The sequence below is a fragment of the Bradyrhizobium sp. ORS 278 genome (assembly GCF_000026145.1).
In the GTDB taxonomy this organism is placed as follows: Bacteria; Pseudomonadota; Alphaproteobacteria; order Rhizobiales; family Xanthobacteraceae; genus Bradyrhizobium.
Map to the genome: position 1 here is coordinate 3922691 of NC_009445.1, position 22848 is coordinate 3945538.

Sequence of the window (22848 nt, forward strand, 5' to 3'; positions counted from 1 at the left end):
ACTGGAATCTCGGATTTTGTCCAGCAACGCCCGAACTTTCTCGCGTCATCGTAAAAGCCGGATTGGGACCGGGCGGCGCCGACGCCTCGGGGAGCTGCGACATCCCGCCGGTCGCCACCCGATCGCCTACTTGGCAGATCGCCGCCGACCGGGTAATCGACACCTCCCTGCCTGGAGAACGGAACTGAAATCCCTTCGTACGCCGCTGGCGCTTCTGCTCATATCCTTGGGTGTCATCGCCGCGGCCTGGTGGTGGCTGGCCAAGCCCATCACGCTTGCCCGCGCGCCGATCGAGCTCGATTCGAAGGTGCAGTGCGTGTCCTACGCGCCGTTCCGCGGCCAGCAGAGCCCGCTCGACCCGACCACCCATATCGACGCCGAGCAGATCGAGCAGGATCTGGTGCAACTCGCCAAGATCTCCGAATGCGTGCGCACCTATTCGATCGAGAACGGCCTCGACCAGGTGCCGGCGATCGCCGCCCGCGTCGGCATCAAGGTCATTCAGGGCATCTGGCTCGGCTCGAACAAGATCAAGAACCAGCAGCAGATCGGCATCGCCGTCGACCTGATCAAGCGCTATCCGCAGGTGATCACCGGCGTCGTGGTCGGCAATGAGGTGCTGCTGCGCGGCGAGATGACGACGGCCGACCTCGCCGCCACCATCCGCAGCGTCAAGGGGCAGGTCCAGGTGCCCGTCACCTATGCCGACGTCTGGGAATACTGGCTGCGCAACCGCGAGCTCTACGACATCGTCGACTTCGTGACCGTGCACATCCTGCCTTATTGGGAGGACATGCCGGTGCGCGCCAAATTCGCCGCCTCGCATGTCGACACCATCCGCCAGCAGGTCGGCGTCGCGTTTCCCGGCAAGGAGATCCTGATCGGCGAGACCGGCTGGCCGAGCGAAGGACGGATGCGCGAGGGCGCACTGCCGTCGCGCGCCAACCAGGCGCGCGTGGTGTCGGAGATCCTCAGCCTCGCCAAGCGCGAGAATTTCCGCGTCAACCTGATCGAGGCCTATGACCAGCCCTGGAAGCGCAAGCTCGAGGGCACGGTCGGCGGCTATTGGGGCCTGATCAGCGACGACACGCGGGCGCTGAAATATCCGCCCGGTGAGCCGGTCAGCAACTACCCGCAGTGGAAGCTGCAGATGGCGGCCGGCATGATCCTGTCCTTCATCGTATTCCTGGCCGGCTGGCTGACGGTGCGCCGCCGGCCCTGGCCGCCGCACGTCTCGGCCTGGATCGGGGTCGGCATATCAGCGACGACGGCGGGCGTGCTGTTCGGCATGGCCGCGGACAAGATGTATTACGAGAGCCTCGGCTTCGGCGGCTGGCTGCAATGGGGCGCGCTGCTCGCCGCCGGCGTTCTGGCGCCGATCCTGGCCGCCAATGCCGCCATGGCCGGCCGACCGTTGCCGACCTTCCTTGACCTGCTAGGCCCGGATGACGGCCGCAAGCAGCTCAAGATCACCTACGCGCTGGGCCTGGTGCTGATCGTCACGGTGCTGATCGCGGCGCAGACGGCGCTCGGCTTCGTGTTCGACCCGCGCTATCGCGACTTTCCGTTCGCGAGCTTGACCATGGCGGTGGTGCCGTTCGCAATCCTGCTCGGCAACCGCCCGGCGCAAGGCGGCCGGCCGATCGCGGAGGCGAGCTTCGCCGGCCTGCTCGCGATCTCGTCGCTCTATGTGATCTACAATGAAGGCCGCGACAATTGGCAGGCGCTGTGGACCTGCGTGATGTACCTGACGCTCGCGTTCACGCTGTGGCGGGCGCGGGCCGCGCAAAGCCGAGGATGAGCAGGCCGATCGCCAGGCCCGACAGCACGATATTGTAGAGCACGATGCCGAGGCCTGCGGCGATCAGCCCGCCGGTCAGAAGCACGATCGACGGCCGCATCACGTGCAGCACCGCGATGACGAGCGCGGTCGCGCCGAACACCGAATTCTTGAACAGCGTGGTTGCCACCGCCCGGCTCTTGCAGGCGAGCGTCTGCAGGCCGGCGTCACAGGCGAGCGCAACGCTCGACAGCTCGATCGCGAGATAGCGCAGATACAGGGCGTAGCCGACGGTGACGAAGCCGACGATCAGGAGCCATTGCACCTGATACGGCGAGAGGCGGAACGGGGTCTTTTTCATGCGCGGGACTATGCTGCGGAACGGTTCGCCGGACAAGCCGCAAAGCCGCTTCACGGACTGCTTTCACAGTCCGCGCCAACCGGCTTTCGGAGCGGGATGATTCGGCCTCAGGAGCGGCGGAAGAACGATGACAGCGCCGACGGCTGCTCGGGCTTTGGCGCCTCCGCGGGCGGCGCTGCGGGGGCCGCGGCGGCGGACGGGGGGGGCTCCTCGCGCTTGCCATGGCGCTGTGCTTGCGGCGGCAGGAACCGTCGACGCTGCCCCGGGCCCGGCTTCTGCGCCGCAGTCGCCGGCGTCACCGGCTTCGCCTCAGCGCCCTCGGGCTCCTCGCCGACAGCCAGGCGCTGGCCGTCATAGACTGTGGTTTCACATGGGCGCTGGGTCTCGGCCAGCGCGGCGCAGATGCGCGCGGCCGCGGCTGCATCGGTGAGCGGGCCCGCGCCGAGCCGCAACTGCATGCCGGCGCCGCCGCGGGCTTCCTTGACCATCATGATCGGCTTGAGCGCGGCCAGATCGGGATTGGTTTTCGCCAGACCGCGCCACAGGTTGCGAAGACCGCCGATCGTATTGGCGCCGCCGAGGTCGACCGCGAACTCGGTCTTCTGGATGGCCATCACCGCGTCCGCGGCCTCACTGCCCTTGGCGGCGGCTGGATCCGCGACATCCGCCTTGACCAGCCGGTCCGGCTCCGGCTTGGCGGCCGTGTCCGTTGGCGCGACCGATCTGGAGCCCGCGGCAGCGGCAGCGCCGCCGGCGGGGAGCGGGCTCGGCGACGGTCCCGCCACCGGTGCGGCGGTGCCGGTGATCGCCACCGAAAGGCCCTTCGAAGGTTCAGGCTTCGGCTTGTCCGCGCTGACGCCGGCGACGGGTGCCGCCGCGATCGCTCCGGGTTGACCAGGACTGGCCGCAGCAGCCGAGCCCGGGACGGGCATGAACGGCGACAGATTGGGGAAGGCGGGCAGCGGGCTGGGCTGGGCGGAGCTCGGTGCGGGCACCGCCGGCGGCTGCGATTCGACGGCCGCGATCTGCGGCGCCGGAGCCGGGGTCGGCTTGCTTCCGGAACTCGAAGCCGCGCTGGCCTGGGCGCTCTGCTTGGCCAGCGCGCCCGTCACCAGCTCGACATTCTGCTCGAGGATGGTCACGCGACGATAGAGCTGGTCGCGATCGGTGTTCAGCGTCTCGATCGCGGAGCCGAGCTGCCGCGCCTCGCTTTGCGTCTCCCTGGCGAGCGATTGCAGCAGCTGGGCCTGGCGCGAGAGATCGGCCGCGGAAATACGGTCCTTGCGCCACCCCTGGGCGGCCTGATTGACGAAAATGGCCAGCCCAACGGCCCCGACCGCACCCGCGCCCCACCAGCCGAGGCGCCACAGCCCACGGCGATCGAGCTCGTTTTCATCCGCAAACAGTCCGGACAGCGTTCCGCCGGTCTTCTCAGCTCCATGTGCGCCTCCATGTGCGCCGGCTGATTTGTGGGAGTCCCTAGCCATGAACCTGCCTTAATCGAATCACGAAGCGAACATTATCAGGAAAACCAGTATGGGTTTCAGCCGGCGCAGCTTGCCGCGCGCCGAAAACGATTTATGACAGCGTCAATTGTGTCGCTCCGTGATTTTCAGGGTGCTTGATGACCGCTCGATCCAGTCTGACCATCGTGCTTGCGGCGGGCGAGGGCACGCGGATGCGCTCGAGCCTCCCGAAGGTGCTGCATCCCATCGCCGGCGAATCAATGCTGGCGCATGTGCTGGCGGCAGCGCCGCAGGGCGACGGCGCGGCGATCGCGGTCGTGATCGGGCCCGGCCATGACGCCGTCGAGAAGGAGGCGAAGCGCCTGTGTCCCGACGTTGCGATCTTCGTACAGCGCGAGCGGCTGGGCACGGCGCATGCCGTCCTCGCCGCGCGCGAGGCGATCGCGCGCGGTGCCGACGATCTCCTCGTCGCGTTCGGCGACACCCCGCTGATCACGGCCGAAACCTTCGCGCGGCTGCGCGCGGCGCTGGCTCAGGGCGCCGCCCTTGCGGTGCTCGGTTTCCGCGCGGTTGATCCCACCGGCTACGGCCGGCTGCTGCTGGACGGATCGAAGCTGGTCGCCATCCGGGAGCACGCCGATGCGTCGGAGGCGGAGCGCGCGATCACGCTGTGCAATGCCGGGGTGATGGCGATGGACGGCCGGCGCGCGCTGGCCATCCTCGACAAGATCGGCAACACCAACAGCAAGGGCGAATACTATCTCGTCGATGCGGTGGCGATCGCGCGCAGTCAGGGACTCGACGCGGTCGTGATCGAGACCTCCGAGGACGAGGTGCGCGGCATCAACACCAAGGCCCAGCTGGCGCAGGCCGAGGCCGCGATGCAGGCGCGGCTGCGGCAGGCGGCGATGGACGCCGGCGTGACGTTGATTGCGCCGGAGACCGTCTATCTCGCGGCGGACACCACGTTCGGCAGGGATGTCACCATCGAGCCGTTCGTCGTGATCGGCCCCGGCGTGTCGATCGGCGACGGGGCGGTGGTGCATTCGTTCTCGCACGTCGTGCAGTCGAAGCTCGGCAGCAACACGCTGCTCGGACCGTTCGCACGCCTGCGGCCGGGCACCTCGCTCGGCGACGGCGCCAAGATCGGCAATTTCGTCGAGGCCAAGGCCGCGGTGCTCGAGCCCGGCGTCAAGGTGAATCACTTGTCGTATATCGGCGACGCCCATGTCGGCGCTCATTCCAACATCGGCGCGGGCACCATCACCTGCAACTATGACGGCTTCAACAAGCACAAGACGCGGATCGGCGAGGGCGCCTTCATCGGCACCAACACCTCGCTGGTGGCGCCGATCAACATCGGCGCCCGCGCCTATATCGGCTCGGGATCGGTGATCACGCGCGACGTACCTGACGATGCGCTGGCGCTGGAGCGCAGCCCGCAGACCACGAAGGAAGGCGCGGCGGCGCGCTTCCGGAACGCGAAGCTGCGCCAGACGAAGTGAGAGCGCGGAAGGGACGGCGAGCGTGGAGATCGGTCAGCTCGTCTTTGACCTGATCATCGAGGCGCTGATCGCGATCGCGCGGCTGGGAACGTTCTCCGGCCGCATGCTCTACGCCGTGCTCGGTCTCGCGCCGGCGCGCGAGATCATGTTCCTCACCGGAAGCGGTCTTTGGGTCCTGATCGGCGCGCTCGCCTGGGCCTGGCTGCGCTGATTGCGGATCGCCGCGTGCGGCTAGCCCTCGTCGTCCTGGAACTCGGCGAACATCTCGCGGGTCAGGCGCCAGCCGCGCCGGGTGGCGTGCTTGACGGGCTCGTTGGTGCGATGCTTGATCGGCATCGGTTTGAGCTCGTGGGCCAGGGTCGGCGGCGGCCAATGCGCGAGATGGCTGCCGGACGTGGGGTGCGACAAGCTGAGCGAACTGGTGCCCTTGGGATCAGTTGGGCGGCGGTTATAGGTCATGGCGTCCTCTCCGACGCGGCAGTTTCGCGGTGAAAGCGTTGACCGGACGTTAAGCGCACGCTGAACTGCACCTCCGCGTCGAACCGGAGTTGCGCGCCGGCCTGCGCGGTCAGGGCTTCAACTTAACCCTGTCGCAATCCGCAATAATTATTGAATCCTGAAAGCGCGCGGTTTTCGTTAAGACAATGCCACGCATTTGAATCTCTCTCGACGATTTGGGGACTAGCGCTGATGTGCGGAATCATCGGGATCCTGGGACGCGGGCCGGTTGCCGAGCATCTCGTCGATTCCCTGAAACGTCTTGAGTATCGCGGCTACGACTCTGCTGGCGTTGCGACGCTCGAGGGCGATCAGATCGATCGCCGACGTGCCGAGGGCAAGCTGAAGAATCTCGAGAAGCGCCTGGAGCGCGAGCCGCTCAAGGGCCATGCCGGCATCGGCCATACCCGCTGGGCGACGCATGGCAAGCCGACTGAGAGCAACGCCCATCCGCACGCAACTGATAACGTCGCGGTCGTCCACAACGGCATCATCGAGAACTTCCGCGAGCTCCGCGCCGAGCTCGAGAAGCAGGGCGCCAAGTTCGCCTCCGAGACCGACACCGAGACGGTCGTCCATCTCGTCAACTCCTACCTGCTCAAAGGTCATACGCCGCAGCAGGCGGTCGCCGCTTCACTGCCGCATTTGAAGGGCGCGTTCGCACTCGCCTTTCTGTTCAAGGGTCATGGCGATCTCCTGATCGGTGCCCGCAAGGGCTCTCCGTTGGCGATGGGCTATGGCGATGGCGAGATGTTCCTCGGCTCCGACGCGATCGCGCTGGCGCCGTTCACGGATACGATCAGCTATCTCGACGATGGCGACTGGGTCGAGATCACCCGCGACTCCGGCATCATCCACGACGCCTCGGGCGCGGTGGTGAAGCGCGAGGTGCTGAAGTCAGGCGCATCGTCGTTCCTGGTCGACAAGGCGAACTATCGCCACTTCATGGCCAAGGAAATCCACGAGCAGCCGGAGGTGGTCGGCCACACGCTGGCGCGCTATGTCGACATGGGCACCGAGCGCGTCGCGCTGCCGGCGCGGCTGCCGTTCGACTTCACCGACATCCAGCGCATCTCGATCACCGCCTGCGGCACCGCGAGCTATGCCGGCTTCGTCGCCAAATACTGGTTCGAGCGCTTCGCGCGGGTGCCGGTCGAGCTCGATGTCGCCTCGGAATTCCGCTACCGCGAGGCGCCGCTGCGCAAGGGCGATCTCGCCATCTTCATCTCTCAGTCGGGCGAGACCGCCGACACCCTGGCGGCGCTGCGCTATGCCAAGTCACAGGGCGTGCACACGCTCTCGGTCGTCAACGTGCCGACCTCGACGATCGCGCGCGAGAGCGAGATCGTGATGCCGACGCTCGCCGGTCCCGAGATCGGCGTCGCCTCGACCAAGGCGTTCACCTGCCAGCTGATGGTGCTCGCGGCGCTGGCGATCGCCGCCGGCCGTGGCCGCGGCGAACTCTCCGAAGCCGACGAGACCAAGCTGGTGCATGGTCTCGTCGAGGTGCCGCGCCTGATCGCGTCAGCGCTGACGACGGAGCCGCAGATCGAGAAGCTGGCGCGCGAGATCGCCAAGTCCAAGGATGTGCTGTATCTCGGCCGCGGCACCTCCTATCCGCTGGCGCTCGAAGGCGCGCTGAAGCTGAAGGAGATCTCCTACATCCACGCCGAGGGCTATGCCGCCGGTGAGCTCAAGCACGGTCCGATCGCGCTGATCGACGAGACCATGCCGGTCGTCGTGATCGCGCCCTATGACAAGGTGTTCGAGAAGACCGTGTCGAACATGCAAGAGGTCGCCGCGCGCGGCGGCAACATCATCCTGATGACCGACGCCAAGGGCGCCGAGGAGGCGACCGTGGACTCGCTGGTCACGATCACCATGCCCGACATGGCCGCGACCTTCACGCCGATCGTCTACGCGATCCCGGTGCAGCTGCTGGCCTATCACACGGCGGTCGTGATGGGCACCGACGTCGACCAGCCGCGCAATCTGGCGAAGTCGGTGACGGTGGAGTAGGGCAGGCCGCCTCCACACACTCTGCGTCATCCCGGCGAAAGCCGGGATCCATAACCACCGTCCTCGGTGGTTTGCAGCTCTGGTAGCTCCAGCGTGCCGCAAAGCACCTTGCGGGAGTCTGGGTCCCGGATCGGCGCCCGCCAACGCTTTCGCGTTGCCGGGCTTGTCCGGGACGACGCCGGTTTTTACTCGTGCTCATCCAAAGTCGCGGCGAGCTCCCCCCACTTGCCATCCGATCCAAGATCCGACATCAGCGTCTGCGATGACTGGGCAGCGCATCCGTCGGTCCGCTTGATCAAAGGGAAACCCGATTGGCTCTCGACACTTGGTTTCTGTTCCTGCTGACGAGCATCGGGATCTCGATCACGCCCGGGCCCAATGGCCTGCTGGCCCTGACACACGGCGCGCTGCATGGCGGGCGGAAGACGCTGTTCACGATCGCCGGCGGCCTGATCGGCTTCGTCCTGATCATGGCGCTGTGCATGTTCGGGATCGGCGCGCTGGTGCAGTCCTCGATCACCTGGCTCTCCGTGCTGAAGTGGATCGGCGGGCTTTATCTCGCCTGGCTCGGCGTCAAGCTGTGGCGCTCGCCACCGGTCGCCGTCGATGTCAGCGACAAGCCGGTCACGGCGCGCGGGCGTGTGCTGTTTCGCCAGGGTTTCCTGACGGCCGCGACCAACCCGAAATGCCTGCTGTTCTTCAGCGCGCTATTGCCGCAATTCATCGATCCCGCGCGTAGCCTCGCCGTGCAGTTCGCGATCGTCGCCACCACCTATACGGTCACGGAGTTCGTGACCGAGCTCGCCATCGCCAGCACCGCCGCCCGGGTGCGTCCCTGGCTGGCGCGGACCGGGCGGCGCTTCAACCAGGTCTGCGGCGGCATCTTCGTGGCTGTGGGCCTCGCCTTGCCGTTGCGCAGCGCCTGACGGCTGCTTTTGCACGCCCTGCGCTGGCAGGGCCGCGGGACCAGCCCGCCACAGCGGGCCGGCAAAGCGCGGATGTGTCGGAAAGAGGGCCTTGCCCTTCCAAAAATCTGCTAAGACCCTAGCTGAGATGTGATCCGACCCGGAAGTCCGCATGAGTTCCCGCGACGACCTGCCGCCTGAGACCGATCCCTTGGCCGATGTCGAAGCCGAGACGCCCCACCATGGGTTGATGTTCCGGTTTCGCAACTATTTCCTGACCGGCCTGGTGGTCGCCGGACCGGTCGCGATCACCCTGTATCTGACCTGGTGGTTCGTGACCTGGGTCGACAACCTGGTGCGTCCGTTCGTTCCGCTGGCATACCGCCCGGAGACGTACCTACCTTTCGGCGTGCCCGGCTCAGGCTTGATCGTGGCGGTGATCGGCCTGACCCTGGTCGGCTTTCTCGCCGCGAACCTGATCGGCCGCACGCTGGTCGATCTCGGCGAGCGGCTGCTCGGCCGCATCCCGGCGGTGCGCGCTATCTATCGCGGCCTCAAGCAGGTGTTCGAGACATTGTTCTCGGGCAAGGGCTCGAGCCTGCGCCGCGTCGGCCTCGTCGAGTTTCCTTCGCCCGGCATGTGGTCGATCGTGCTGATCTCGCAGCCTCCCAGCCTGGAGATCGCGAACCGGCTGCCGGGCGATGACGAGCAGATCTCGGTGTTCCTGCCCTGCGCCCCGAACCCGACGACGGGCTTCTTCTTCTACCTGCCGAAGAGCAAGATCATCGAGGTCGACATGAGCGCCGAGGATGCGGCGACCCTGATCATGTCCTGCGGCGTGGTGCAGCCGGGCTCCGACGCGCAGAAGAAGGCCGCCGCGCTCGCCACCATGGCCAACGCCGCGCGCATCGCGAACGCTCCGGCGCAGCCGTCTCCGAGCCTGGAGCCGGAGCCGGCCAAGGCCGATTGAATCAGGCTGATCGAGACCGATCGGACCTAGGCGGCGTCCTGCGGCACGAACACGCGCAAGCGGTGCCCATCCGGATCAAGCGCGACGAAGGTGGTGCCGAAATCCATTCTCGTCGGCGCTTGGAGGATGGATAGGCCGCGCGCCTTCCACTCGTCGTGAATGCGCGACACGTCGGCGGCTTCGCCGACCGTGAAGGCGACCTCGCTGAATCCCGGTGCGCCAGCCGCCGCAGGCTCCACCGTGTGCCGCGACCATAGTCCCAACATGACGCCATCGCGCAGCGGCAGCATCGCAAAGGTCGGCGACTGCTCGATGATGGGACGGCCGAGCAGGTCGGCGTAGAATGCCGCGCTGGCGGGCGGGTTGTCCACATAGAGGATCAGGAAGCTGAACTCGGGCATATCTGGCTCTCCGGTGAGGGCGCCAACGGCGGCGCATGCGCATGGGATTAGCCGAGCCTGGTGCCAGATTCTGTCAGCAGCGTTTGCGGCCGCACTGCGCAGGGCGGGCAAAGGCGAATGCGTGCTGCTGCAACTTGCGAGATCGCTGCGGCGCCGTGCCCACCATCGCTCGGTCCGTTCAACAGCAAGACGGCGGGCACGGCGCCACCCGGAGTCGTGCGTGAGGAGAGGGCGTGACCACGCCCTTTCCTCCATACAGTGCGCCGAGCGGCCGGATGTCCGCAGGACGGCGCTTTCGCGCTGCATGATGATGCGGGAAAGGCACATGCAGCAGCGGCGTCGTTGCTGCAACCGGAAGGCGGTAGTTTTCCCGTCGGTCACCATGGAAACATCGGGCAAACAAATGTAAGGCGTAGGGGAAGCGTGAAATGAGGCGTGTGAGTAGGACGCTGTTGTGCGTCGTTGCGTTGTCGGGAGCCGTGTTGCCGCTGGTCGAGCCGACGTCCGCCCAAACCACCTACTCGCGCATCCAGGCCTTTGGTGACAGCTACGCCGACACTGGCAATCTCTGGACCTTCACTGGCGGCATCGGCAAATTGCCGCTGTACCCGACAGGGCGCTTCAGCGGCGGCACCAACTTTGTTGACACCACTTCGGCGCTACTCGGCATTCCCCAACTGAACTACGCCATCGGCGGAGCCACCAGCGGCGCGACCAACGTCGCTGGCCCCGGCATTCCCGGGTTTTTCCAGGAGTGGAGCGGACTGACCGGTTTCTCCGGCAAGATCTCCTCGACCGACCTCGTCGAAGTCTCGATTGGCGGCAACGACGCGCGCGCCTACTACCGTGCAGGCGGCTCGTTCGCCGCCGCACCGACCGCAGCCGCCGTCACCGCGCAGCAGGCGATGGCGGGCATCAATGCACTGGTCGGCGCCGGCGCCCGCAGCATCGTGTTCACGGCCGGCGATGTCAGCACCTTGCCCGAGGCGGTGGGCAACGCCAATGCCCCGACCGGCAAGCTGTATAGCACGACCTACAATGCGCTGATGCAGGCCTCGCTCGCGAATGTCGCACGCTCCGGCGTGCGCGTCGAATATGTCGATACGGCCCTGATCGGCACGCTGATCCAGGCCAACCCGCAGCGCTATGGCTTCAGCAATGTCGGCGCCTGTCCGGTCGCCTGCATCGGCAACCCGGCGCTGCAGCAGCAGTATCTGTTCTATGTCGACGGCGTGCACCTGACCTCGCACGGCTTCGACGTGCTGGGCCAGTATATCGTCAACCGCCTCAATGCGCCGCTGACCTTCGCCCCGCAGGGGGAGGTGGCCTCGATCTCAGCGATGGGCTTCGCTGCGACGCTGATCGGCAAGCTCGACATGTTCCGCGAGACCAGCGGCTTTGCGCCGTCGACCATGAACTCGTTCGCCGCCTTGACCAAGGCGCCGTCGACCAAGGCGCCGCCGCTCGCACCTGTCAGTCCATGGTCTTTCTACATGCAGGGCAATGGCGGCCTGAGCAATCGCCAGGGCAACGTCGCGTCGACCGGTTTCAATCTCGACAGCATCGGCGGCACCATCGGCGTCGATTACCGGCTGTCGCCGAACGCGATGATCGGTGCCGCCTTCGACTACTCCAATCCGAAGGCCAAGCTGTTCAACAATGCAGGCACGACGGATGCCAACTCCTATCAGCTCGGCTTCTACGGTGTGTGGGCCAACAGCAATCTGTTCGCCGAGGCGCTCGCGACCATCGGCAAGCAGGACTATCGCAATACACGGCTCGGCGTCGTCGATACGATCACCTCGAATCCTGGCGGCACCACCTTCGTGGTCGCCGGCAAGACCGGCTATCTGTTCGATGCCGGCACGGCGAAGCTCGGACCGATCGCCGGCCTGACCTACGCCCGCGCCCGCGTCGACGGCTTCACCGAGGCCGGCGATCCCGCGCTGACGCTCACGGTCGGTCCGCAGACGGCCGAAACCCTGGTCGGCAGCGTCGGCGTGCAGCTGCGCACGCCGTTTCAGGTGCAGGGCGCGACCGTGCATCCGTATCTGAACCTGACGCTCGACGACGATCTCATCGGCAACGGTCGGCTGATTCAGTACAGCGCCACCTCGGCGCCCTTGATCGTCAACAACTGGAACGTCCCGAGCGCAAGCTCGCACAACGTGTATGGCCGGGTCAGCGCCGGCATCGTGGCGCCGTTCTGGAGCAACGTCGCGCTGACGGCGAACGTCTCGCGCACCATCGGCCGCACCGGCGGCGACGACTTCTTCGGTAGCGGGGGCTTGAAGATTTCGTTCTGAGGTCGGCCGCAGCAGCCGGCGCTGGTTTGGAGGGCTCTTGGGGGAGAGCGGCGCTGAGGATGCGGCCAAGGCGAGGGCAGCCCGGAAGGGCTGCCCTTCGTTTTCGTGCCTTCAGTTTTGTCATCGGCTGCGCATAGTCTGCGGGACGCTTCTTGGAGTTGAATCTTGGAATTGGAGTCCGCCCATGCCCCCCAGCATTGCCGTCATCGCGCCCGGCGCCATGGGCAGCGCCATCGCCGCCCGTCTCAATGAGCACGGCTGCAAGGTGCTGACGCTGCTCGACGGCCGCAGCGCCGCGACGCGCGCGCGGGCGGCCGCGTCCGGCATGACGGGCGCCAGCGAGTCCGAGATCGCCAGCTGCGACATCATCCTGTCGATCGTGCCGCCGGGCGAGGCAGTGGCGTTGGCCGAGCAGCTCGCCACCGTGATCAATCGTTCGACGAAGAAGCCGGTGATCGTCGACTGCAACGCCGTCAACGTCGAGACGATCCGGACCATCGAGGACATCGTGCTGTCCTCCGGCGCGCGCCTCGTGGATGCCGCCATCATCGGCCTGCCGCCGAAGCCCGGCACGAAGGGACCGGCCTTGTACGTCAGCGGCGAGGCGTCGGGGGAAATCGCCGTGCTCGGCCAGCTCGGGCTCGATTTGCGCCAAATCGAGGGACCGATCGGCGCCGCCTCGGCGCTGAAGATGTCCTATGCCGGGATCAACAAGGGCCTGACCGGGCTCGGCGCCGCGATGGTGCTGGCCGCCACCCGCGCCGGCGCGGCGGATGCCTTGCGCGACGAGCTCGCGTCGAGCCTGCCGCACGTTCAGGCGCGGCTCGCTAACGCGCTGCCGGACATGCTGCCCAAGGCCTATCGTTGGGTCGCCGAGATGCGCGAGATCGCAGGCTTCCTGGGCGAGGATCATCCGGCGGCGCTGATCTACGAAGGCTTTGCGCAACTGTTCGAGCACATCGCGGCGGACGTGCAGGGCGAGGGCTTCGATGCGGCGCAGCTGGTGGCATTCGCGGAGAGCTGCAAGGCGAAATAGACGATTTCAGCTCGTCGTTCCGGGCAAGCCACGACGCGCGAAGCGCGTCGCGGCGCCGACCCGGGGCCCATACGCCGCAGTGGTTGCGAGGTGCGAAAGAGCCAATCGCCAGCCTGCCTCAAACTGCTCCCTGGGGGTATGGGTCCGGGCTCGGAGGCCGGGACGACAGCGGAGTTTGTTGATGCACCGCCTCAATCACCCCGCCGTGAGCAGCGGGATCGCCTCGTCGCGTTCGTAGAGATACAGCAGACAGCGCAGCGCATCGCTGCGCGGTCCCTTCAGCTTGGGATCGTCCTTCAGGATCCGTAACGCCTCGTCGCGGGCCTGCGTGATCAGCTGCGCATGCACCTCGGGCCGGGCGATGCGGTAGCCGGGCAGGCCGCTCTGGCGGATGCCCAGCACGTCGCCTTCGCCGCGCAGCTTGAGATCCTCCTCGGCGATGCGGAAGCCGTCGGTGGTCTCGCGGATGACGGCGAGCCGCGCCTTCGACATCTGGCCGAGCGGCTCGTGATAGAGCAGGATGCAGGTCGAGGCTTCCGAGCCGCGGCCGATGCGGCCGCGCAGCTGATGCAACTGGGCGAGGCCGAAGCGCTCGGCATTCTCGATCACCATGATGCTCGCGGCGGGCACGTCGACTCCGACCTCGACGACCGTCGTGGCAACGAGCAGCCGCAGTTCATGCGCCGCGAAGCGGTTCATGACGTCGTCCTTCTCGCTGCCCTTCATCTTGCCGTGGACGAGGCCGACACGCTCGCCGAAGCGCTCGCGCAGGCTTTCGTAGCGGTCGGTGGCGTTGGTGAGATGATCGATGCCTTCGGCCTCGGACTCCTCGACCAGCGGGCAGATCCAGTACACCAGCTTGCCGGCGTCGAGCGCGCGGCCGACGGCGTCGATGACCTCGGTGCGCCGGGTGTCAGCCACCGCGCGGGTGTCGATCGGCTGCCGGCCGGCCGGCTTCTCGCGTAGCTCGGAAATGTCCATGTCGCCGAAATAGGTGAGGACCAGCGTGCGCGGGATCGGCGTCGCGGACAGCACGAGCACGTCGACGGCCTCGCCCTTGGAGGTCAGCGCCAGCCTCTCGCGCACCCCGAAGCGATGCTGCTCGTCGACGATGGCGAGCGCCAGCGATTTGAACATGACGTCGTCTTGGATCAGCGCATGGGTGCCAATCAGGACGTCGATCTCGCCGGCCTCCAGGCGGGCAAGGATGTCGCGGCGCTCCTTAACTTTCTCGCGGCCGGTGAGAATGGCGACGCTCATGCCCGCGCGCTCGGCGAGCGGCGCGATGGTCTTGGCATGCTGTCGCGCCAGGATTTCGGTCGGCGCCATCAGCGCGGCCTGCTTGCCGGCCTCGGCCACGGCCGCCGCGGCGAGCAGCGCGACCACCGTCTTGCCCGAACCGACGTCGCCCTGCAGCAGCCGGAGCATGCGCACGGGCTTTTCCAGATCGGCGGCGATCGCCTCGATCGCCTGGGCCTGCGAGTTGGTCAGCGCATAGGGAAGGGCATCGATGATCCTGCGGCGCAGGCGGCCGTCGCCGGCGTGGCGGTTGCCCGCGGGACGGCGCAATTGCGCGCGCACCAGCGCCAGGGCCAATTGGCCGGCAAGCAGCTCGTCAAAGGCGAGGCGCGACCAGAACGGATTTTCGGGCAGTATATCCGTCAGCTCTTGCGGGACGTGCACCCGCGTCAGCGCCTCCCTCAGCGACGGGAAATTGCAGCGGCTCAGCACCTCCGGGCTGATCCATTCCGGCAGCTCCGGCAGCTTGGTCAGCGCCGCCGCGATCGCCCGCCGCAGCGAGCCGAGCGCGAGGCCTTCGGTGAGCGGATAGACCGGGTCGATTCCTGACAGTTTGGCGAAGCCGGCTTCATCGAGGATGCGGTCGGGGTGCACGATCTGCGGGATACCGTCGTACATCTGCACGGTGCCGGAGACGTAGCGCTTGGCGCCGACCGGCAGCATCTTCTCGATGTAGTCGCCCTTGGGCCGAAAAAACGTCAGCACGACGTCGCCGGTGTCGTCGCTGGCGTAAACCAGATAAGGGGCGCGCGCGTTACGCGACGGACGATGGCGATCGACCGTCACCTCCAGGGTCACCACGGTGCCGACCTCGACGTCGCGGACCTTGGGCCGGTTCCGGCGGTCGATGACGCTGGCCGGCAGATGCAGCAGCAGGTCGACGAGCCGCGGCGTCTCGCTGCAGCTCAGCAGGTAGCGCAGCAGCTTGTCCTGCTTCGGCCCGACACCCGAGAGGGTCGTGACCGGCGCAAACAGCGGGTTGAGGATGGCAGGGCGCATGGACCGAACACTTAATTCGCTTTGCGGGCCGGAATAGCCGCGATCGTCGAGACATCCACCTCTTTTTTCCCCGGTTTGAGGCGGCCCGACATGCCGGTTCTGCACCCTGGGAGGGCTGACATGGGCTCTGCGCGCCGCTATATGAACCGCGCCCGGCACCGTCCGGGCTTTTGGCGTTGTCCTGCAGGAAGATCGCGATGACCGGAACGACCCGTTCGAGCCAAGGCCTAGACGACCGCCGCAAGCGGCTCTTGTTCCGCTGCTGGCATCGCGGCACCCGTGAGATGGACCTGATTCTCGGCCGCTTTGCCGATGCCGAGATCGGCACGCTGACCGAGAGCGAGCTGGACCAGCTCGAACAGCTCCTGGAGGTCTCCGACCCCGACTTCTACGCCGCGATCACCGGCGCCCGGCCGCTGCCGCCGGAGCAGACGCCGGCGCTGTTCGAACGCATCAAGAGCTTCCGCGCGGTGGACGCCGATTGATGAAGAGTCCGGTCAAGTCGCCCGCCGAGCATCTCGCCCCGGGGCGCGCGCTCACGCTCGCCAATGTCGCCGAGGGGGCCGAGGGTCTCGTCGTCTCCGATCTGGCGCGCGCCATCGCCGCCCGGCCGAAGCCGCCGGCCGTCAGCCTCGCCGTGGTCTGCCGCGACGGCAACCGGATGCAGCAGCTGGCGCGGGCGCTCGACTTCTTCGCGCCGGATCTTCCTGTCATGCAGTTCCCGGCCTGGGACTGCCAGCCTTATGACCGCGTCTCGCCGCATGGTGGCATCCTGGCACAGCGCGTGACGACACTCGCGCGGCTGTCGCGCCTCGCCGGCAGCGACAAGCCGCTGATCGTGCTGACCACCGTCAACGCCATCGTCCAACGCGTGCCGTCGCGCGACACCATGGCCGGCCAGGCGCTGTCGGTGGCGCCGGGGCACGTCGTGCCGATGGATTCCGTCGTCGCGTGGCTCGAGCATAACGGCTACGTCAGAGCTTCTACCGTGCGCGAGAGCGGCGAATATGCCGTGCGCGGCGGCATCCTCGACCTGTTTCCCGCCGGCCTCGACCAGCCCGTGCGGTTCGACTATTTCGGCGACAGCCTGGAATCGATCCGCACCTTCGACGCCGAGACGCAGCGCACCTTGCTTGACATGCGCTCGCTCGATCTCGTGCCGGTCTCCGAATTCCAGCTCGTCACCGACACCATCCGCCGTTTCCGCATGGGCTATGTCGCCGAGTTCGGCGCGCCCGAGCGCGACGACGCGCTGTATGAGGCCGTCAGCGAAGGCCGCCGCTATCCCGGCATGGAGCACTGGCTACCGCTGTTCCACGACAAGATGGAGACGCTGTTCGACTATCTGCCGAACACGCCCATCGTGATCGAGCCGCAGGGCGAGGACGCCGCGCGCGAGCGCTTCAAGCAGATCATCGACTACTACGACGCGCGCCGCGAGGCGATGGAGCATCCCGGCGGCGGCGCGATCTACAAGCCGCTGACGGTCGACCGGCTGTATCTGACATCGACGGAATGGGCGGACCGGCTGGCCGCCGTGCCTCTCGCGCGCGTGACGCCATTCGCAGTGCCCGAGGGCTCTAGCGTCGTCGATATCGGCGCGCGGGCCGGCCGCAACTTCGCGCCGGAGCGCAACGACGCCGCGGTCAACGTGTTCGAGGCCGTGGTGGCGCACGTGCAGGCGCTGCAATCGGTGCGCAAGAAGGTCGTGATCGCGCTGTGGAGCGAAGGCTCGCGCGACCGCATGGCCTCCATGTTGAAGGATCACAAGCTGATACATGTCACCAGCGTCAACGCCTGGCGCATGGTGCAGGCGACGCCGCGCAACGAGACCATGCTCGCGGTGCTCGGCCTGGAAACCGGCTTCGAGACCGACCAGATCGCGGTCATTTCCGAGCAGGACATCCTCGGCGACCGCCTGGTCCGGCCGCGCCGCGCCAGCCGGAAGCTCGACAATTTCATCTCGGAGGTGACGAGCCTCGCCATCGGCGACATCGTCGTGCACGTGGACCATGGCATCGGCCGCTTCGTCGGCCTGCAGACGCTGGAGGTCGCCGGCGCGCCGCATGACTGTCTCGAGCTGCGCTATGCCGGCGAGACCAAGCTGTATCTGCCGGTCGAGAACATCGAGCTGCTGTCGCGCTACGGCTCCGACCAGACCAATGTCGAGCTCGATAAGCTCGGCGGCTCGGGCTGGCAGACGCGCAAGGCCAAGCTGAAGAACCGCATCCGCGAGATGGCCGGCGAGCTGATCAAGATCGCCGCCGAGCGCATGCTGCACGAGGCGCCGAAGATGCCGGTGCAGGCCGGCCTCTACGACGAGTTCTGCGCGCGCTTCCCCTATGACGAGACCGAGGATCAGCTTGCCGCGATCCAGGCGACGCTCGGCGATCTCGAAGCGGGACGGCCGATGGACCGCCTCGTCTGCGGCGACGTCGGTTTCGGCAAGACCGAGGTGGCGCTGCGGGCGGCCTTCGCGGTCGCGCTCGACGGCAAGCAGGTCGCCGTGGTCGTGCCGACCACGCTGCTCGCGCGCCAGCACGCGAAAACCTTCACCGAGCGCTTCAGGGGCTTTCCCGTCAACGTCGCGCAGGCCTCGCGCCTCGTCTCGACCAAGGAGCTCAACCAGGTCAAGAAGGGCCTCGCCGACGGCTCGGTCGACATCGTCGTCGGCACGCATGCTCTGCTCGGCAAGACCGTGAAATTCCGCGACCTCGGCCTCGTCATCGTCGACGAGGAGCAGCACTTCGGCGTCAGCCACAAGGAGCGGCTGAAGCAGCTGCGCGCGGAGGTCCACGTGCTGACCTTGTCCGCGACGCCGATCCCGCGCACCTTGCAGCTGGCGCTGACCGGCGTGCGAGAGCTGTCGATCATCGCCTCGCCGCCGGTCGATCGTCTCGCCGTGCGCACCTTCGTCGCGCCGCACGATCCCGTGATGATCCGCGAGGCCTTGTTGCGCGAGCGCTATCGCGGCGGCCAGGCGTTCTACGTCGTGCCGCGCATCGACGATCTCGCCGAGGTCAAGGAATTCCTCGACAAGACCGTGCCGGAGATGAAGGTCGCGGTCGCCCACGGCCAGATGGCGCCCACCGTGATCGAGGACATCATCTCGGCGTTCTACGACGGCAAGTTCGACATCCTGTTGTCGACCACGATCGTCGAATCCGGCCTCGACATTCCCCGCGCCAACACGCTGATCGTGCATCGCGCCGACATGTTCGGTCTCGCGCAGCTCTATCAGCTGCGCGGCCGCGTCGGCCGCTCCAAGTTGCGCGCCTATGCGCTATTCACCCTGCCGTCGACCCACAAGGTCAGCGCGCAGGCCGAGAAGCGCCTGGGCGTGCTGCAATCGCTGGAGACGCTGGGCGCGGGCTTCCAGCTCGCCAGCCACGACCTCGACATCCGCGGCGCCGGCAATCTGCTCGGCGACGAGCAGTCCGGCCACATCAAGGAGGTCGGCTTCGAGCTCTATCAGTCGATGCTGGAGGAGGCGATCGAGAACCTCAAGGCCGGCATCACCGAGCCGACCGTCGACCGCTGGTCGCCGCAGATCACCATCGGCATGCCCGTGCTGATTCCGGAGGACTACGTCTCCGACCTGTCGGTGCGGCTGTCGCTGTATCGCCGCCTCGCCGATCTCGAGACCGACGAGGAGATCGAGAACTTTGCCGCCGAGCTACGCGACCGCTTCGGCAAGCTGCCGGACGAGACGCGCTATCTGTTCAAGGTCGCGGCGATCAAGAACTACTGCCGTAGAGCCAATGTCGAGAAGGTCGACGCCGGCCCGAAGGGCGCCGTCATCGCCTTCCGCGACAACAGTTTTGCCTATCCCGACCGCCTGGTTGCCTTCATCAAGCGCCATGGCCAGGCCGCCAAGGTGCGCCCCGATATGAAGGTGGTGTTCCTGCAGGTCTGGGAGACGCCGGAGGAGCGGCTGGCGGGCACGACGGATATTCTGAAGGAGCTGGCGGAGCTCGCGGAGAAGAAGAAGGCGGCGTAGGCCGCCCGACTTTAGGTTATAGAAGTTGCCAGCCGAAATGCAGAGCAAGGCTTGCGATCAGGAACACCGCGACGATCGCAACGACGCTGACCCAATCGGTCTCCTCGCGAGATTGCCGGTTTTGCATGACGCATGCTCCGCTTCGTGAGAAGCCCTCAGTCGACTTGGAAGCTCAGCAGACGACTGAGGCAAATGCGCGGCCGCGCCTCTCAACGTGTCCCGCGCAGCGGCGCAAGTCCGGGCTGGGCATTGACGAAGAACACGGCGCTCGATGATGGGCTCGTCTTGTGCGTGTCGCCCTCGAACCGCATGACATAAGCTCCGGGCTGGCGCGGGGCGGTCCAACGCGCCGGGATGTGCGTGATCTCAGGTCCCTGATAGTCCAGCGGCAGCGCCGCGCCATAGGCAACGAGAGCCGCCTTGGCGGCACCGCTTCGCGCGCCCGGACGGGGCGCCGCGCTGACGGTCAGCTGCCCCTTGATGGTGGTGGTTGGCGTGTCCGGGATGATCAGCATCTGCATGGACTCGCCGGGTGCAAAGCTGTGCTTGTGAAGATTGATCGTGATGCCCGGCTCGGCCATCAGGAACGCCCGCATGCGCGACAGGCCGAAGATCTCGTCCAGCGCATCCGACAGCTGCACTGTGCCGAGAATTCCGACATGGCTGCCCGGAATCGAATATTTTCCGGAATAGCTGCCGGCAAGGGCGCTGTAGACAGGCACCGTACCGTCGCCGTCGACTGTGATGTTCTCGACAAACTCGGTGCCACGATAGAGATAAGCATTGGAGGTGCTGAGGCCCGTGCCGGCGATGAGATAGTATGTGACATGGGCCGGCCGCTGCGTGATGTCGAGTTGCTGCCATGAGGTCGCTGCCGCCAGCGCACTCGAGGCCGTCAGCTCGTATTTGCCGGCCACGGCAGGGTCGTACACGTCCTGCTCCGGAGGCGTGATGCTGGTGTCGAGCAGGACATCCGTCTCGGGCATCGGAAAGCACTGGAAGCAGGCCGGGTATCTCGGATCGTTGGCGACGGTTCGCAAATCGTCTCGGCTCATGCCGAGCGAGCCGGCTTCGCAACCCAGCGCCTGTCCCAGAGCGGTCGCAGCGCCCAGATGCGGTCCGCAGAGGCAGATCAGACGCGTGATCTTTCCGAACCACGGCTCGTTCCGGTATCTCCGGCTTTCGAGCATCAGCCGAGCCACCAGATTGCCCATGGAATGGCAGACCAGCGTGATCGTCGTCGCCCCATCGTGAACGGCCTGCGCGATACGCCGGGCCAGCATCTCGGACGAGGCGACGAACGGCGCGTTCGCCTGCCACAGATCCACACGCCAGTCATAGTAGAAGTCGATGCGGCTGGCCGCCGGGGAGAGCCGCGCTGCGATCTCATCCAGCTTGGTCATGATCGGGCGATAGACCGGATAAGTGTAGCCGTCGAACACCGGAAGCTCGGCCCAAATCCCGGTCGCCGTCGCGCTCGGATCGCGCAGCTCGCCGATCCGGTGATAGCCCTCCCAGACGATTTCGTCGATCGTTGGCGGCCATACCTGGGTCTCACCGATGCTGAGGCACGAGCCCGTGATGCCGGGGACCAGAATGATCGTCTCCATCGATCTCTCCCTGGTGCTTCGACCGACCGCGTAGTCCTGTCGACGGCCGGTCCCTCACTGCCAGAGAGAGGCTATGTGTATTCAACGAGAAAAACAATCTGAAATTGTGTGTCTTTTGTTGATCATCAGCAGGGGCTCGCGGCAAGATCGCAGGCGCGCTCGAGGCCGGCTGCCGAACTGATGCTGATCGTCGAGCCCGATGATGAGCCTCGAACCGGTGGGCACGGCGCAAACTGATAGCTTGTATGTGACGAGGCTTTGTATGCGGTTCGACGTCGGCGATCTGAATGGGGCGCGGGCTGATCTTGATTGCGTCATTGCGAGCGTGGCGAATCTATCCAAGGCGTCGGTGGGACTCTGGATTGCTTCGCTGCGCTCGCAATGACGTAGGACTAGCTGTGCCTCGATCTCACGACGCCGCGCGTTGCGCCTCGCCGTAGACGCGGGCCAGCAGCGTCCGCGCCGTGTCATTCGGCTGCAGTGCCGCCACGGTGATCGAGGGCTCGCTGCGCGTGTCGCGCTTGCCGTGAGAGGTGTGGCGCATCACGCTGGAGAGGCGGCGGGCGATGGCGTGGGCGGAGCGGAGGTCGGTTTCGGCGAACACGACCACGACGGAGCCGTTGTCCTCGTGAGTGCCGAAATCCATCCGCCGCATCAGGCGGCTGATGATGCGGGCGCCGTCATATTGTGCGCGCGGATTGACCGGGTCGAAGGCGAAGCGGGCGACCGCGAGGCTGCCGCCGCTCTTCTGAGTCTGGCTGACGGCGGTGGCGAAATCGCGCGCAAAGGCGCTCCTGGTGAGAAGCCCCGTCAAGGGATCGAGCATGCCGCCGGCTTCGATCGCGCGCAGCGTGCGATTGAGCCGGGTCTCGAAGGCGTGCTGGCGGATCAGCGGCAGCGCATGCGCCGCGATGCGCTGCGGATCGCCGGCGATGATCTCGAGATTGGCGAGCTCCTGGAACGGCGCCGGCTGGTTCGCGGTGACGACGACGCCGAGATTGCGGAAGCGGGTGTCCTCGGCGAGCACGGCGAGGAACGCATCGACCACCCGCGGCGAAAAACCTTCGCCGAGCACGATGCCGTCGATGTCGCGGCTCGACAGATGTTTTGCCGCCGCCTCGATTCTGAGCGCGCCGACCACGGCCATGCGCTCGCCGAGCGCAACGGAGAGTCCGGGCATCGAGGCACCGCGGCCGAGCAGCAGGACGGTGGCGTCGTTCAGTGGATCGGTGTCGGGCAGCACGGCGTCCGGCGTCTTCTTCTCATCGAGACGGCGCAGAACGGTCGTATGCAGCGTGCGGACGCGCAGCGCGGCGCGCAGCCGCGCCAGCAGCCGCTCATGATTGTCGCTGCCGTGCAGGGGAATGGCGTTGTCGGGCAGAGCGGCGTCGCCAGGCGCGATCGCGATCATCGGGATGTAGGGCTTGCGTGCGCCGACATGACGCGACAGCGCGGCGATATCGGAGGCGTCGGCGCCGTCCATCACGGCGAGCACGGCGGCCGGTTGAACCCGGGATATCGCACTGGCCGCATCGGCCCAGCGCGCTTCCGTGGTCGGGAGAATTTGCGCTGCCGCGAGGGCCGCTGTCAGCGAAGGCCGCGTGGACGGAGAGACGATGAGAAGCGGGCCTTGTTGGGACATCCAGGGAACTCAGGATACGCTGACGATACTGTCGCGATCCTAGGTCGCTCC

Annotated in this window: 17 protein-coding genes; 10 read left to right on the forward strand and 7 right to left on the reverse strand. The window is 66.6% G+C overall.

From position 1 onward, the window contains the following. Positions 1–220 precede the first annotated feature (220 nt). On the forward strand, positions 221–1801 hold the full coding sequence (locus tag BRADO_RS17550) for a beta-(1-6) glucans synthase (protein WP_173363528.1): 1581 nt from the start codon (positions 221–223) through the stop codon (positions 1799–1801). Here BRADO_RS17550 and BRADO_RS17555 read toward each other — a convergent pair. Further along, on the reverse strand, positions 1761–2141 hold the full coding sequence (locus BRADO_RS17555) for a hypothetical protein (RefSeq protein WP_008963041.1): 381 nt from the start codon (positions 2139–2141) through the stop codon (positions 1761–1763). The two genes, BRADO_RS17550 and BRADO_RS17555, sit on opposite strands and share 41 nt — an antisense overlap. A gap of 107 nt (positions 2142–2248) precedes the next feature. Further along, a complete protein-coding gene (locus BRADO_RS17560) occupies positions 2249–3628 on the reverse strand; it encodes a hypothetical protein (protein WP_011926670.1) in 1380 nt (459 codons plus the stop codon). A 137-nt stretch (positions 3629–3765) separates the two neighbouring features. On the opposite strand from BRADO_RS17560, the gene glmU reads away from it, so the two are divergent. Then, a complete protein-coding gene (glmU, locus tag BRADO_RS17565) occupies positions 3766–5112 on the forward strand; it encodes a bifunctional UDP-N-acetylglucosamine diphosphorylase/glucosamine-1-phosphate N-acetyltransferase GlmU (RefSeq protein ID WP_041756655.1) in 1347 nt (448 codons plus the stop codon). A 22-nt stretch (positions 5113–5134) separates the two neighbouring features. Further along, positions 5135–5323 (forward strand): hypothetical protein, encoded by a 189-nt coding sequence (locus BRADO_RS17570; protein WP_011926672.1) that lies wholly within the window; start codon positions 5135–5137, stop codon positions 5321–5323. Positions 5324–5343: 20 nt separating this feature from the next. Here the strand turns inward: BRADO_RS17570 and BRADO_RS17575 are convergent, their stop codons facing one another. Continuing rightward, positions 5344–5571, reverse strand: a complete 228-nt coding sequence (locus BRADO_RS17575; RefSeq protein ID WP_011926673.1) for a hypothetical protein — start codon at positions 5569–5571, stop codon at positions 5344–5346. Positions 5572–5802: 231 nt separating this feature from the next. On the opposite strand from BRADO_RS17575, the gene glmS reads away from it, so the two are divergent. From glmS to BRADO_RS17590, 3 genes are all read left to right on the forward strand, one after another. Further along, positions 5803–7629, forward strand: coding sequence for a glutamine--fructose-6-phosphate transaminase (isomerizing) (glmS, locus tag BRADO_RS17580; protein ID WP_011926674.1), 1827 nt, complete (start codon positions 5803–5805; stop codon positions 7627–7629). A 311-nt stretch (positions 7630–7940) separates the two neighbouring features. Then, positions 7941–8555, forward strand: coding sequence for a LysE family translocator (locus tag BRADO_RS17585; RefSeq protein ID WP_011926675.1), 615 nt, complete (start codon positions 7941–7943; stop codon positions 8553–8555). 151 nt (positions 8556–8706) lie between these two features. Beyond that, entirely contained in the window at positions 8707–9504 is a 798-nt protein-coding gene (locus BRADO_RS17590) for a DUF502 domain-containing protein (protein ID WP_011926676.1), read from the forward strand. A gap of 26 nt (positions 9505–9530) precedes the next feature. Here BRADO_RS17590 and BRADO_RS17595 read toward each other — a convergent pair whose 3' ends face one another. After that, on the reverse strand, positions 9531–9905 hold the full coding sequence (locus tag BRADO_RS17595; RefSeq protein ID WP_011926677.1) for a VOC family protein: 375 nt from the start codon (positions 9903–9905) through the stop codon (positions 9531–9533). Between the two features lie 428 nt (positions 9906–10333). On the opposite strand from BRADO_RS17595, the gene BRADO_RS17600 reads away from it, so the two are divergent. Beyond that, on the forward strand, positions 10334–12211 hold the full coding sequence (locus BRADO_RS17600) for an autotransporter domain-containing protein (protein ID WP_011926678.1): 1878 nt from the start codon (positions 10334–10336) through the stop codon (positions 12209–12211). Positions 12212–12395: 184 nt separating this feature from the next. Further along, complete coding sequence (locus BRADO_RS17605; protein ID WP_083794902.1) at positions 12396–13247, forward strand: NAD(P)-dependent oxidoreductase; 852 nt, start codon at positions 12396–12398, stop codon at positions 13245–13247. A gap of 195 nt (positions 13248–13442) precedes the next feature. Here the strand turns inward: BRADO_RS17605 and recG are convergent, their stop codons facing one another. Continuing rightward, positions 13443–15545, reverse strand: a complete 2103-nt coding sequence (gene recG / locus BRADO_RS17610; RefSeq protein ID WP_011926680.1) for an ATP-dependent DNA helicase RecG — start codon at positions 15543–15545, stop codon at positions 13443–13445. Between the two features lie 197 nt (positions 15546–15742). On the opposite strand from recG, the gene BRADO_RS17615 reads away from it, so the two are divergent. Together BRADO_RS17615 and mfd are read left to right on the forward strand one after the other, a co-directional pair. Beyond that, a complete protein-coding gene (locus BRADO_RS17615; RefSeq protein WP_041756656.1) occupies positions 15743–16030 on the forward strand; it encodes a succinate dehydrogenase assembly factor 2 in 288 nt (95 codons plus the stop codon). Next, positions 16030–19545 carry a transcription-repair coupling factor gene (gene mfd, locus BRADO_RS17620; RefSeq protein ID WP_041756658.1) on the forward strand — a complete coding sequence of 1172 codons (3516 nt, stop codon included), beginning with the start codon at positions 16030–16032 and terminating at the stop codon, positions 19543–19545. The genes BRADO_RS17615 and mfd overlap by 1 nt, the downstream gene beginning before the upstream one ends. Positions 19546–19754: 209 nt before the next feature. Here mfd and BRADO_RS17625 read toward each other — a convergent pair whose 3' ends face one another. Then, a complete protein-coding gene (locus BRADO_RS17625) occupies positions 19755–21155 on the reverse strand; it encodes a triacylglycerol lipase (protein WP_011926683.1) in 1401 nt (466 codons plus the stop codon). A 409-nt stretch (positions 21156–21564) separates the two neighbouring features. Next, a complete protein-coding gene (locus tag BRADO_RS17635) occupies positions 21565–22797 on the reverse strand; it encodes a hypothetical protein (RefSeq protein WP_011926684.1) in 1233 nt (410 codons plus the stop codon). Between the last annotated feature and the right edge of the window lie 51 nt (positions 22798–22848).